The organism is Pseudoalteromonas nanhaiensis (genome assembly GCF_051235485.1).
GTDB lineage: Bacteria > Pseudomonadota > Gammaproteobacteria > Enterobacterales > Alteromonadaceae > Pseudoalteromonas > Pseudoalteromonas lipolytica_C.
In genome coordinates, this window is sequence record NZ_JBPNYQ010000012.1 from 24,922 (window position 1) to 39,335 (window position 14,414).

Consider the following 14,414-nt stretch of genomic DNA (forward strand, 5'->3'; position numbering starts at 1 on the left):
AAAAAAATATGATTACAACTTCATTAGCACTAATGGGTGTTGTCGCTGTAGGTAGCGCACACGCTGATGAAGGGCAGTGGCAACCGCATCAATTAAAACAATTACAAAGCGAGTTTGACCGCGTTGGTATTGAGTTACCGGCTTCACAAGTGGCAGATCTTAACCAATATCCACTCAATGCAGTGGTTGGTTTAGGCTATTGCTCTGCGTCATTTGTGTCACCAAAAGGCTTAGCGGTAACTAATCATCACTGTGCTTATGGCGCGATTCAAAATAACAGCACACCAGAAAATAACTTAATTGAAAAAGGCTTTTTAGCAGCTGACTTGTCAAAAGAATTACCAGCAGGCCCGCAAGAGCGTTTGTACGTAACTGAACAAGTGGATGATGTAACAGATCGCGTACTGGGTAACCTACCAGCGGATCTACACGGCAAAGACCGTTATGAGGCGATTCAAGCAAACCGCAAAGCCTTGATCAGTGAGTGTGAGTCAGATCCTAACTACCGTTGTACGGTACGTGATTTCCATCATGGGCTAGAGTACTTCATGATCAAGCAACTCATGATCAAAGATGTGCGCTTAGTGTATGCCCCGGCAGAAGCGCTGGGTAACTTTGGTGGTGACATCGATAACTTTGAATACCCACGTCATACGGCCGATTTTACCTTTGTACGTGGTTATGTTGGTAAAGATGGAAAACCTGCTGATTACAGCGAAGATAACGTACCTTATGAGCCAAAATCTTTCTTAAAAGTGAATACCAGCGGCGTAAGCTTAGGTGATGGCGTGCTGGTGGCAGGTTATCCGGGGCGTACTAGCCGCTATAAGCTTGCAGACGAAGTAAACTATTCAGCGAGTTGGTATTACCCAACATTGCTTAATACTTACAACATGACCCTTGATGTGATTGCCAAGCAAAGCAAAGGCGATGAGCAAGCACAAGTAAAATATGCCTCTCGTGTGAAAAGCACTAACAACCGTTTAAAGAAACTGGAAGGCTTACAAGATGGCTTTAAAGTAACGGATATTCCGGGTATTAAAGCTGCGCAAGAACAAGAGTACCTCGCTTGGTTTGCACAAAGTGCTGAACGTAAAGCGTACGCAGATTCATATCACGCATTAAAGTCATTGTTAGTTGAAGCACATGCTCAGCAACAAAGTCACTTTTACTTTGATTATGCAAAACGCGCAGACTTACTAAGCACGGCGATTCGTTTATACCGCTTAGCAAAAGAGAGCGAAAAGCCTAATGCAGAGCGCGAAATGGGTTACCAAGAGCGCGACCTTCCTATGCTTAAAGCGCGTTTAGAGCGTTTACAAAAACAGTTTACGCCTGAAGTCGATAAAGCCTTATGGTTAAGTTACTTAGGTAACTATTTAGCGCAAGATAAAGCAGCGCAAGTTGCGGCATTAAACGACGGCTTAGGCATCACAGATACCACTACCCAAGCCGAGCTTGAAGCGATTATTGCGTCTTTCTATGCTAAAACTGAGCTTACAGATGTAGCAGCACGCGTTAACTGGATTGGTAAATCTGTCGCAGAGTTTGAAGCATCAAACGACCCATTCATAAAGCTTGCTGTTGCCCTATACGATACCAACATGGCACAAGAAGCTGATGAAAAAGAAATGGCCGGTCGTTTAGCTGAAATTCGTCCGCAATATATGCAAGCAGTTATCGCCTTCAACAACGCTAAAGGTAAGCCTGTTTATCCAGATGCAAATGGCACTTTACGCGTAAGCTATGCACAAGTTGATGGTTACCCAGCAGCAGATGCTGTGTATAAAACACCTTTTACATCACTACGTGGTTTAGTAGCTAAACACACAGGTGAAAAACCATTTGTTGTTACAGATAAAGTACTTGAAGCATATAAAAAGCAAGCGTTTGGTGCGTACTACCGCGGTGACTTAGGTTTACCAGGTGTCAGCTGTAGTTTATTCAGCTTTGGTTGTGAGCCACAAGCGGCTAAACCACTTGAAGTTAACTCAGTTCCTGTAAACTTTTTAAGTAGCGCTGATACCACTGGGGGTAACTCAGGTTCGCCAGTAATGAATGGTAAAGGTGAATTAGTAGGCCTTAATTTTGACTCGACTTATGAATCAATCACCAAAGATTGGTACTTTAACGCCAAGATCACCCGTGCAATTCACGTTGATATTCGATACATGCTTTGGTTAATGGAAGAAGTTGATAACGCAGGTTACTTACTAGATGAAATGACCTTAGTTAAATAACAAAGCTATGTGAATAATAACCGCAGCAATCGCTGCGGTTTTTTTATGTCTCTATTTTATGCCAGTCTAACGTTTTTAATTTGTTTATTTTCAATACTTTTGTAATGTACAAAGCAGATACTTTTACTTGGGAAAAATAATGAGCGCCAAACAAATAATAAACGCCATTTCAGTCAGTGTTGTGGCAATAACGGCAAGCTTTAATGCCAGTGCAACGAATACCGAAGCAATGTGGCCGGGCACCGCTTACAATCAGCAAATTCCAACATTTAAACAAGTGCTTGGGTACGATGTAGGTGAGCGCATTACCAATTATAGCGATATGCGTCGTTATCTTAGCGCCCTTGAACAAGCTGCGCCTGATCGTATTAAAGTGTTTAAGTACGCAAACAGCTGGGAAGGTCGTGAACTGGTTTATGCAGTGGTTGGCACTGCGGATCATATTCGCTCATTAGAAACCCTCGCCAATAACACCCAAGCCTTGGCTGATCCGCGTATTACCTCTGAAAAAGAAGCTAAGTCGCTAATTAAAAATTTACCGACGTCTGTGTGGCTTCAGTATGCCGTGCACGGTAATGAAATTAGCTCAACCGATGCTGCATTATTTACTGCATATCACTTACTCGCAGCCCCGAATGATGCTGTTAACAGCAAAATTTTAGATAACACAGTGGTGTTTATCGACCCATTACAAAACCCTGATGGCCGTGAGCGCTTTGTTACTCGTTATTATGCAACTGTGGGTCTTGAGCACAGCGCAGACAGATTAAGTGCAGAGCATAATGAGCCATGGCCAAGAGGCCGAACAAATCATTATTTGTTTGATATGAACCGTGATTGGTTAGCGCTTACTCAGCCTGAAAGTAAAGGTAGGGTGGCTGCAATCAATAAGTATAAACCGCAAGTGGTGGTTGATATTCATGAAATGGGCGGCGACCAATCTTACTACTTTGCACCGGCTGCTCAGCCATTTAATCCGCATATGACGAAAACTCAAATCGCTAACATGGATGCGATTGGGCAAAATCATGCGAAGTATTTTGATGAGTTTGGCTTTGATTATTTTACCCGTGAAATCTTTGATGCCTTTTACCCAGGTTACGGTGATAGCTGGCCAGTTTTTTATGGTGCGTCTGCATCAACTTACGAAGTAGGCTCAGCTCGTGGTCATGTATTTGAGAAAAATACCGGCGAGCTACTCACTTATTTTAATACTGTAAAACGTCAGTTTGTGGCCTCAATTTCGACTGCCGAAGGGGCTGCCAATCAGCGTGAAAAATTATTGGGTGATTTTTACCAATATCAAGTCGATGCGATTGATTCGGGTAAAGATAGCAAAGAGCGTGTGTATATCTTACCTAAGCAAAGTAACCGTGAAGGCGCTCATAGACTCGCAACCTTAATGGCTGAGCATGGTGTTGAAGTTAAGCAAGCAACCGAAGACTTCAAAGCCTGTGGCGTTAAGTATAAAGCGGGTAGCTATTTTATTGATACCGCGCAGCCGCGTGGGGTATTTGTGCGTACCACCTTTACCGACCAAGTAGATATGGCAGAGGCATTTTTAAAAGAGCAAGAAAGACGCCGAGCTCGTAATCTGGATGATGAAATTTACGATGTAACAGGTTGGTCACTGCCAATGATGTTTAATGTTGATAGCGATAGCTGTGGTCGTGCTGTAAGCGCAGACAGTAAAGCAGTTAAGGCCGACGACACATTGCTTGGCAAAGTGAATAACCCAGAAGCCTCAGTGGCTTATATTGTTGCTTGGGGTGATACGGCTGCAGCACGCTTTTTAACCTCAGCACTGCAAGCTGGCATTAAACTGAAAACTGCTGACCAAGCATTTGTATTAGGTGATAAAACTAACTACCCAGCGGGTAGCTTAGTAATCGAAAAGCGCCTAAACGATAAAGACCTACTCAGCAAAATTAGCCAAATTGCTGAGCAAACAGGTGCAATAGTAAATGGTGTTGACTCAAGCTGGGTGATCGAAGGCCCAAGCTTTGGTAGTAACAAAACAGTGCCAATGGTCGCACCAAAAGTGGCGATTGCATGGGATGCACCGACCAGTGAGCTAAGTGCCGGTAACACCCGTTTTGTTATTGAAAGACAGCTTGGTTATCCCGTCACAGCGATTCGTACGCCAATGCTTGCATGGGCTGATTTAAGTGATTACCAAGTGCTTATTTTACCAGAAGGTAATTACGAGCAAGCACTCGGTAAATCGGGCGCGGCTAATTTAAAAAGCTGGGTTGATGCCGGCGGCGTGTTGATTGCCCTCGGTAATGCTAACCGTTTTACCACCAACGCTGATTACGGTTTATTGGATGTTAAGCGCGAGCAAGCTTACCGAGAAGATAAAGCCGACAGCAGCGATGATAAAAGCAGCAAAGTGGCAGGGCAGTTATTCACTTCTCGCGATGATTTAAAAGCAGCGAGCATTGAGCCACATACATCGCCAGACTATGTAGCCGGTGTACTTGCGAATGTTGAAGTAGACCAAGAGCATTGGTTAACCGCTGGGGTTGATAAAAGCTTAGTTGCAGTGGCTTACGGTAATGATATTTACACGCCAATAAAACTTAACTCAGGTAAAAACTTAGCCTGGTTCACAGCTAAAGACGATGTGCTGGCAAGTGGTTATCTGTGGCAGCAAAATAAAGCACAGCTTGCGTATAAGCCATTGCTTGTTCACCAACCGCAAGGCAAAGGCATGGTGATTGGTTTTACACAATCACCAACTTACCGTGCTTACCTTGAAGGTATGAATGTAATGTTAGCTAACACGATTTTCCGTGCTGCAGCACATGCTCAGTAATGACTAAGCACAATAAAAATGGCACCTATTAAGGTGCCTTTTTTATTAAGGGCGACATGCTTTTGCTGGTTTATTTGCATTTAAGTTTAGATCAATCATCAAGCAGCGATCGTTTTCACCATCTGCTAGCTTTTCAAAAATCATAAGCGCTTTGCTAAGACCTATCTGTAGCGTACAAACATCAACGGTTTGTGCTATTTTCCCTACATCTTTGGGTATACATTGCCCCATTGTATTTAATTGCTGGGCCATGACTTTGTATGCTTTTAGGTGTGTTGTAGGAATGTCTTCAAATGCCAAAGTCCCTGCATTTCTGAGTAAATAAAAATCGCGTATAAACTCAAATAGAGTGACTCCTTTCAGCACGCGCTCAGAGTGTTGTGTTAGAGGCTTATTTATTGGACTGTCGTATAATCCTAATAGCTCGTGGAAACTGAATGAGAGTAACACGCTTCTAAAACTTTCCGGCCATTCCCTTGGTATAAAACGCCAACGCGTAAGGCCAGCGAGATGCCGCAAAGTAAACTGGTGATAGTCTTCACTATCTAGGATATCCGCAAGCCATTTCTCATCTGGATTATGCACTGCTAAGTAGCTGTATTCTTTTTCATAGGCAGTAAATAGCGTGTCAAAGCCAGCAATAGAATCAAGAAGTACGGTATCAACTTTGGCTTCACTGCCTATGATGCTGACCAATTTGTATGCCGGACGGTATGCACTTATTGAAGGAGCTTGAATGTTATAAAGGGTATTTTTTGCAGTTTTAATCAAGCTGGTGTCATTCATATGCATATGGCCGCCTATATGCAAACGTAGTCCAGTTTCCGCTAAGGTCTCTTGTGTATTGTTAGTTGGCTCTCTAGTGAGCTGAAAAGCATCGCTGCCATACAGCTCTTTAATCGATGCACTTTGTTGATCGTAAAACTCACCCATCGGAAAATGGCTAAATGCAATAAGCGTTTTATTTTGCTTTTTTGCTGCACTCACAATTTGCTTTATCCAAGTTATTAAATATGGTTTTTCAGTAAGTACTTTATTGTATCCAGCATTTCCAGAGCCTTTGAATGTTAGTTGGTTGTTTTTAAACTCAGGTAAATACACATTGGCATCTATGGCTAAAAGCCACAATCCAGCAACCGGTTCCACTAGATAACTGGTGTCGGGGAGCATTACGCAGTGTTGTTTATCCTCACTACACTGTTGATATTGGCGTTCTGACAAGGCTGCATGATCACTGGTAAAAGGTGTTTGCCAAAGCAAATCTTGGCTACTAGGCATTAAACCAAAATCAGCCATAGCAGAGACTATCTCTTGATAGCCTCCATGAGCAATGCCATCATCGCAAAACAAAGCGTCGGTCTGTGACGCTTTACAGTTTTTATGATCTGGGCTAAAAATAGCAACTTCGCGTCCTTCATCGTTCAAAAAGTCAGACTTACCTGCCGCGGTTTTTATAGGTTTAACAGGATCATGGTTTCCTGGAATAGCAAAAAAACGCATGTCGTAGCGTTTTGTGTAATCATTTAATAATGCTTTTAGCCCCTTTAGGTGAGCGGGCTGTCCATCGTCAGTAAAATCTCCGGGCAAAGCGACTAATTTCACACCGCGTTCGGCAATATCATTTAAAGCCGCTATCAGAGCAAAGTAGTTTTCATTAAAAAGTCGCGTTGAGTGAAGCTGTGCTTTCATACTACGAATTGCAACGGGTTTGGTTTGGCTATCTAGTTTTACCCCTTTAAAGCCGCTTTGGCTAAAGTCAGCATAGATATCGTGAAAATGAACATCGGGAATAAATGCAATTTGTGTGTTTAGCTCTTTGCCATAGGTTTGAAGCGTCACAAAAAGCAGTGAAAATAGCGTAAATAATCGCATTTAAGTTGCCTTGCTGAAAAAAAATTGGGGCGCAAAGGCCCCAATAATGTATTTAGAAATTGCCGCGTAAGCCTAATGAGAAGCGACGACCTGAGAACTCATACATAGTTGGGAAAGCCGGAGCAATAGTGTAGCCCGTTGTTTCTTCATCTGTGATATTGATCCCCTCAAGAGTGACTTTAAACATGTCGTTTATTTGATAGCCTAGCGAGATATCTGTTTGACCGTAGGCATCGCGGTAAACAGGGTACATATCGCGTTCAATATACTCTACATACTTGTCTTTATAGTTGTATGAGATACGCGCATCAAAGCTGTCATTTTCGTAGTAGAAAGTAATATTGTAGGTTTCGTCAGCTAAGCCTTCTGGTGGTGTTGGAATCGCTAAATCAGAGGCACCTGTAAGTGAGTTATCAAGCGTCGTATAGTTAGCGTTAATACCGAACCCCTGTAACATTGGGTGAAAACGTACAAATGGAATTTGTGCAATGAACTCGATACCACTTACATCGTACGAACCATCTGCATTTACTTTTTGATAAACATCAAAGTCGTAAACGCCATCCACAGTACCATTGTCATTATATTTAGTTACATCAGTAACAACACCTGTTAGAGATTCACGCACTACGCCTTCAATTTCTTTTTCGAAGTATGAAACAGCAAGTAAACCACCTTCTTCTAAATACCACTCTAGGCCGGTTTCCCATTGATCTGCATAAGTTGGTTTTAAATCAGGGTTACCATCGCGGTATTTAAATTCACTTAAACTCACAGTACGTTTATAAGCAATATCCGTTAATGCAGGGCGGATAAAGGTTTCTGATGCTGCCGCGCGGAATAGTAAGTTTTCAGTAAGCTCTAAGCTAAAGTTAATGCTAGGTAGAGTTTCTTTATAGTTACCTTCTTTTGAGATAGGTGCTGGCGTATAATTTGTGCTGCCATCATTAGCTTGCACTTGGTGATATCCTGAAGAATCTACATTGGTATCAATGTAACGAACACCGGTATTTAAAGTGGCAGGTAAGGTGCCAATTTCAAATGCAAAATCAGCCATCGCATAAATGGCGGTGGTTTTTTCTGACACTTCGTAGAATTGATCCGGTGCGTAGTCAACGCCGAAACCATCGTAACGTAATTCATTACGCGCATAGCTATTTGAAATTTGACTCCAGTCTTGTTTAGACGATACGTCAGATAAATACTCACCACCTGACACTAAATCTGAAATAGTATGTATTTCGCTATCAGCTAAGGTACGTGTGCCTACCCACGATGAATCACCTGCGCTAGGGCCTGTGATTCGGTTGCTACCATAATTACGTTGTTTTGATTTATCAGTATAACGCGCACCAAACTGAACTTTTGATAATGCAGGGAAGAAATCTAGTTGAAAATGGCGGCTAAAATCGAGTTGAGCTGCATATTTGTCATCAGAGATATCTTCAAGATTTACTTCATAGTAATCAAATGTATAAGCTTCAGGAGAATTATACATATCGAATGTGTCGGGGTTATCGCTGGCAATGGTTTCACCGCCTGTTGATGTGTAACGAGTGCGAGTTGGGCCATAAGCAGTGTGCTTTAAATTAGTTGTCTCAGCTAATTTATCTGCACCACTGTAGCCAACGACACCGTAAACTTCCCAGTCACCTATCATCCAATCAAGGGTTAAGCTAAATTGCTGGTAGTCTGTATCGCTACTATTTTCTTTGCTTAAAAACTCATGCTGCGTTGCGGCATAGTTAACATCAGTTAAAACGGTAATACCATAATCTGCAAGGGTGGTGTTATCGTAACTGTTTATTTTTTCTAATGCACTGATACTTGAAGCTGAATAGGCTGCGGCATCATACTGGTCTTCATGATTATCAAAGTTACCCAGTAGCGCATCAAAAGTGAGGCTAAATTCACTGCTCGGTTTGTATTGTAGTGATAAAGTTGCGCCCCATTTTTCTTGTTCAGTTAAGTAAGCTCTGTCGCCGACTTTATTTATAAATACAACGCGGCTGGTTTCATCTTTGTTGAAGCGATCATTGATAGTGATCCCCGTATCGCGCTCTAAAACGTCAACAGTTTGGTCTGATTGCCATTGTGATGAACCTGATTTTTCTGTCCAACGTGACAGAGGACGAAAATCAATACCAGAGTTACTATCTGTTCTATTTGTACGCTCTGAATAAGCGAATGAAGCAAGCGCGCCCCAATCACCAAAGGTATTACTCGCTAAAAACGCAAACTTAGGATCGCTTTGCTCAGAGATATCGTTATATGCGCCTTCAACCGATGCCACTATTTGACGACCATCATAGTCAAATGGGCGAGCAGTCGTAATTGCAACAGAGCCTGCAATGCCGCCTTCTTCATCTGCGGCTATTGGCGATTTTTTAACGGTGACACTTTGAATAATTTCTGACGCAAACATATCAAACTCAACATCACGGCCACCACTGCCAGAGGCTGTCGCAAGGTTGTTAATAGAAACAAAGGTAAATTCAGACGGTAAGCTACGTACATTCACTTTTTGACCTAGGCCTTTATTACGCTCAATCGTAACACCCGGCATACGCTGTAAAGCTTCTGCTAAGTTTTGCTCTGGGAAATCTGCGATATCAGACGCGACAATTGAATCTGAGAAGCCAATATTAGTGCGTTTTAAATCAATCGCTTTTTCTAAGCTTTTTATGTAGCTGCCAGTGACAACAATTTCTTCCATTGGCTCTGGGTTTTCTTCTGCGTAGGTGGGAGCAATTAATAATGAGCCAACAGCAAGCGCTAAAGGTGATAATGAAAATGCACGGTAAGTCATGAGGGTTAATTCCTGTTAAATGCAATATTTGGTTTAAATTCGCCTCTAAAGACGCTGCATTAACAAAGAAGGGGACCTATTTTTTAATGAAGCTTTCATGACACTTTTAAGTCGATAGTTACTTAAAACTGTAACGAAATGATCATCAAACTGCTGTCCCCTTTAGGCTAGCATTTACGTCATACTCAGATAAATAAGCTAGCCTTTAACTTAAATATGTCTTTACCTTCAATGACTAACGGCTTTGATAATAAGATCACAGAGCAAAGCAGAACACTTTTACAATGCTTTATAGCAAATCAAGACGCTTTAAAAGGCTTTTTTTGCAAAGCAGTGGCAGAGCGTGCTGATGCGGATGATTTATTTCAGAAGCTACTTCTCAAGGCACTTAGATCAGAACACCTAGACGCGATAGATAATCCGCTCGCATATGGTTATCGGATGGCTCAGCACTTGATAATAGATCACCACCGTGAGCAGAAAAAAACACCAGAAAGTTTAGAGCATGAGCCTCATTGTGAGGCGTTATCGCTTGAGTCCGCACTTGAATATGAGCAACGTATTGAACTTTATCAGCGCGTTTTGTCGCAAATGCCGGCATTGCGCAGAGATGTGTTTATTCGCCGCCGTATTAAAGGCCAAACACGAGCTGAGATTGCAAGTAGTTTGGGGATCTCAGAAGAAGCAGTTAAAAAACATATTTCACGGGCAATGGATATGCTGAAAAATGCCATGGCTGAGTATTTTTTAGTACATGAATGTCCCCGTCATGACAGTTAATCCGTCATATTAGTATTACCAGCAATTGAGACAACGATGAATTCTTCACACCAACATGATTATGAATCTGATAATGCGCTAGAAAAGGCTATTTGGGACGACCCTGCATTATTAGCCGCGCTTGAGCTGGTGGATGCACAACAGAATGAACAACTCGAACAAGCTAAAAAACGCCGTCGTTTAGCGCAGTATTCTTGGGGAGGCGGTGCTGTAGCAGCATGCTTTGCTATTTTCATGTGGACTTTAATGCCAGTGAATGAACAGCCGCCCATATCGTCCTCTGATCTTGTAGCTGTTCAACAATTTACTAGTGGTAAAGCACAACAAGTGAATTTGTCTGATGGTACACAGGTCGCAATGAACGTGAATACGCAACTTGAGTTCAGTGAAAATAGTCATGCTCGAAAAGCAACCTTAGCAAATGGCGAAGCATATTTTTCTGTACATCGTGATGAATCTCGCCCTTTCACAATTGATACGGGCAATGCCACGATCGAAGTTCTTGGTACGGCTTTTAATGTGGACAAAACATTGCGAGAAACATTAGTTGATGTTTTTCATGGTAAAGTTTCAGTAACCAGTTTAGATGGAACGCAGCACGTTGAATTAGTGAAAGGGCAGCGTGCCCGAGTAAGTGATTCTACAATACAGGTCTTGCAATTTAATGCCTCACAACCTGATTGGCAGCAAGGATGGTTGGACTTAGATAACGTGTCTATCAATGATGCATTATTTCAGTTAAATCGTTATAGCGAAAAACCTGTGGTATTAAGTAATGTACCAAGTGATATACATGTAAGTGGTCGCTTTGCTGTTGATGACATTCTTGGTGCTGCAAAGCTCATCGCTCAGCTAAATGCACTTGATGTAAACCAATACCCCGATAGCATTGAGCTAAGTAAAAAGGCTGAAAACTGACATGATGTTGTCATAAACCTTTCATTGAAAATAGGCACAATATTTTCCTCTAGCAATGAGGATGTAAGTTAATGTGGCGTATTTTCTGCTGTGTTTTGATGCTGTTTGGTTTGTATGCCAAGCAGCTGTTTGCTGCACAAAGCACTCTAAAAACAGCGCTTAATGATCTGGCTGAACAGTACCAAGTTGCAATTATTTATCCAGACAACCTAGTAAGCTCAGTTATCTTACACTCAGCTACGTTACCTAGAACAGTTAGTCTAGAGGCAAGCCTTGATGCCCTGTTGCTAAAACATGGCTTTATTTGGCAACAAACATCATCGGGCATTATTATTTCTAAACCAAGCCAGACACAACATCACTCTCTGTCACAGCCCTATATAGAGGAGGTGACAGTGAAAGGTGATAAAAACAATCAGGCTTCTTCTGTGGTTTATGCCCGCGATTACCAACAAAGTGCCGATTACGCGCAGCAGCAAAAACAAAACTACATTGGCGAGGCTGACTTTGCTAGCGGCACAATGCTTTCTCTTCTACCTGCTGAAAATTTGGCTGAAGCACTACAAGCAATTCCTGGGGTAAGTATTTCAAGAGACCGCGGAGAAGCACTTAACATTAATGCGATGGGACTAGGCCCTGAGTATCAATTAACCTTGTTAAATGGGCACAGATTAGCAAATACTGAAAACGTTCGTAACTCGAATCAATATGGTCAGCAGTATCGTTTTGATACATTCAGCGCCGAGCTTTTTTCTAATATTGCCGTATATAAACTCGCTGATGCAAGGTTACCTAGCGGAGCAGCTGGAGCGACAATCAACTTGATCAGTGATGATCCGCTTTCATTTGATGATGATCACCTAAAAGTAACCTTAACCAGTGCAGCCCTTGCAGGTGAGCGTAACTTTCAACCAAGCTTTGGTTTAGTTGCCAATACTATTTCAGCTGACAATAAGTTAGCTGCTGTCGTTAAGTTTAATTACGAAAACCGCTTACAAAGGCAATTTCAATTTGAAACGTGGCATTGGGGAGATAATGGTGGAGCACCTGCAGCATATCAGTGGCAAGGGCTTGAAAATAATAGCTTAGTTCCCACCGATACGTTAGCACTTACTATCGAACATGAAGATAGAACTCGTGCAAGCTATTACACAAATATTGCTTGGCAGCCTAATCAGCGATTTGAATTAAATACACTTTGGCTTCGTTCAGACACCGATTTTACCTACGATGAGCACCGGCTCTCAATTAATCCATCAAGTGATGATGCAACAGCCATATTAGGTGAGCATCAGAACAGTATTCAAACTGTGCAATTTAATGCGGCAAAAAGTAAATCTTCACGCGAAGAATCAGGCCTTTACTACCATACGCAAACCTTACAAATATTACCTACATGGTATGCAAAAGATGGCAGCCACTGGCAAATAAGTCCATTTTACAGCCACAGTGAATCGTTGAGTGAAACACAAACCCCAATCACCCGAACTCATGTTGAATTAAAAGCTGTACCTGCAGAGATTTCTATTTCAGGAAAACAGCTTGCCTACTACGAATTGGACAGTAATTTAGCGCTTGTTGATAGTTACTCACAGTTATCACAATTAAGCCGCCGCCAGATTGAAGTAAACGATGAAGTAACAGAATGGGGGATAGATGGCACTTGGCAAAGATCATCTATTTGGGGGTTGTCGAGTTTACAGTTTGGCGCAGTAAAGTCTACGCACTCTCATCAGTATCTCCGTCAAGATGTAAGTTTATCGCAAACACAGTTAACTGATTTACCAGCCCTTGATGGCCGTTGGTTAGAGCCATTAAATACGGCATTTGAAGCCGATTTTCTGTCACACTCTACACAAGCTTGGCTGATCCCAAAACGTGACCTTTTACAGTTGTATGATATTGACTTACCATTTGCCGATCGGCAAGCCAATGATTACTTAAATAGTTATGAAACCGAATTTACTGCCTATGAAAGCTATATTCACAGTGTATGGCAAATACCAGAACTGAAAAGCTTAACGACGGCTTTTGGACTCAGACACAGCCATGTAAAAAGTAAAACATTAGGGCATCAGCTTAATAAGAATAGCCAATTAGAAAAGCTTTCTGAGCAGGTTAACATTTCTACTTGGTTACCTTCTTTGAATTTCAAATGGCAGTTGTCTGAGCAATGGCTTGCTCGCTTAGGTTATAGCCGAGCAGTGAATCGGCCTAACTATTCTGATTTAAACCCTAAACTACATGTTAATTCTGGCGGTTTACCCTATGCCGAATTAGGAAACCCAGCTTTAGAGCCTGTAGTAGCCAACACCACAAGCCTATCTTTCAGTTGGTCAGGAGAAGAGAGTAGTTTGCAATTGATGGCCTTTAATCATCAGCTCGATAACTTTATTGTTGAACAAATCAAAAACGTAACCTATCAACAGCAGCAATACCCTGCTTTACAGGCCAATAATGATGGGCAAGCAGCAATTAGTGGGCTGCAATTTAGTACTGACTTGAAACTACCCGTGTTATCAAATGCTCTACTGCAAAGTCGAATGATATCGAGTGTTAGTCAGTTATTGGACGCCAAATTAACGGCGGAGCAAATCGACAACACAGATATCGAAGGGGTATCTGAATTAACTGCAAATCTGCGTTTACTGTTTAATGCAAAGAAATGGCAAAGCGCAGTTAACCTGAATTACCGGAGTGATTTTTTAGAGCAACGAGACTTATCGAATAATGCAGATGTTTATGTCGATGATTTTACAAGTGTAGACCTAAGTTACAGTTGGTTTTTCTCTGATTTAGTTGCATTGCGGTTTGATATTTTTAATGCCACAGATAAGAGCCTAGTTAGAGAGGTGCAAACAAACGACGCCTCATCACTTATGAAAGTCGAGCAATTTGGTCGCCGCTTTGTACTGAGTCTTTCATTAACCCTATAAATGAACATCAAAGCATCATATGGATGAATAACGTTGTCTAT

The 14,414-nt window shown here is 41.9% G+C and carries 7 protein-coding genes; 5 read left to right on the forward strand and 2 right to left on the reverse strand.

Going from position 1 to position 14,414, the window contains the following annotated elements; all coding sequences use genetic code 11:
• Positions 1 to 11 precede the first annotated feature (11 nt).
• Together ACSFVZ_RS11825 and ACSFVZ_RS11830 are read left to right on the forward strand one after the other, a co-directional pair.
• The gene (locus tag ACSFVZ_RS11825) at positions 12 to 2,240 is read left to right on the forward strand and encodes a S46 family peptidase (RefSeq protein WP_435558964.1); all 2,229 of its coding nucleotides are present in this window, start codon (positions 12 to 14) and stop codon (positions 2,238 to 2,240) included.
• Positions 2,241 to 2,379: 139 nt separating this feature from the next.
• Positions 2,380 to 5,058, forward strand: coding sequence for a M14 family metallopeptidase (locus ACSFVZ_RS11830; RefSeq protein ID WP_435558926.1), 2,679 nt, complete (start codon positions 2,380 to 2,382; stop codon positions 5,056 to 5,058).
• A 45-nt stretch (positions 5,059 to 5,103) separates the two neighbouring features.
• On the opposite strand, the gene ACSFVZ_RS11835 is transcribed toward ACSFVZ_RS11830, so the two are convergent.
• Both ACSFVZ_RS11835 and ACSFVZ_RS11840 read right to left on the reverse strand, forming a co-directional pair.
• Positions 5,104 to 6,930: a metallophosphoesterase family protein gene (locus ACSFVZ_RS11835; protein WP_435558927.1), complete on the reverse strand. Its 1,827-nt coding sequence runs from the start codon at positions 6,928 to 6,930 to the stop codon at positions 5,104 to 5,106.
• Between the two features lie 52 nt (positions 6,931 to 6,982).
• Positions 6,983 to 9,739: a TonB-dependent receptor gene (locus tag ACSFVZ_RS11840; RefSeq protein WP_435558928.1), complete on the reverse strand. Its 2,757-nt coding sequence runs from the start codon at positions 9,737 to 9,739 to the stop codon at positions 6,983 to 6,985.
• A gap of 216 nt (positions 9,740 to 9,955) precedes the next feature.
• Between ACSFVZ_RS11840 and ACSFVZ_RS11845 the strand changes: the two genes are divergently transcribed.
• The 3 genes from ACSFVZ_RS11845 to ACSFVZ_RS11855 all read left to right on the forward strand — a co-directional run bounded on the left by ACSFVZ_RS11845 (position 9,956) and on the right by ACSFVZ_RS11855 (position 14,373).
• Positions 9,956 to 10,519, forward strand: coding sequence for an RNA polymerase sigma factor (locus ACSFVZ_RS11845; protein ID WP_435558929.1), 564 nt, complete (start codon positions 9,956 to 9,958; stop codon positions 10,517 to 10,519).
• Between the two features lie 36 nt (positions 10,520 to 10,555).
• Positions 10,556 to 11,437 carry a FecR family protein gene (locus tag ACSFVZ_RS11850; RefSeq protein ID WP_253039738.1) on the forward strand — a complete coding sequence of 294 codons (882 nt, stop codon included), beginning with the start codon at positions 10,556 to 10,558 and terminating at the stop codon, positions 11,435 to 11,437.
• 71 nt (positions 11,438 to 11,508) lie between these two features.
• Positions 11,509 to 14,373 (forward strand): TonB-dependent receptor, encoded by a 2,865-nt coding sequence (locus ACSFVZ_RS11855; protein WP_435558930.1) that lies wholly within the window; start codon positions 11,509 to 11,511, stop codon positions 14,371 to 14,373.
• Positions 14,374 to 14,414: the final 41 nt, after the last annotated feature.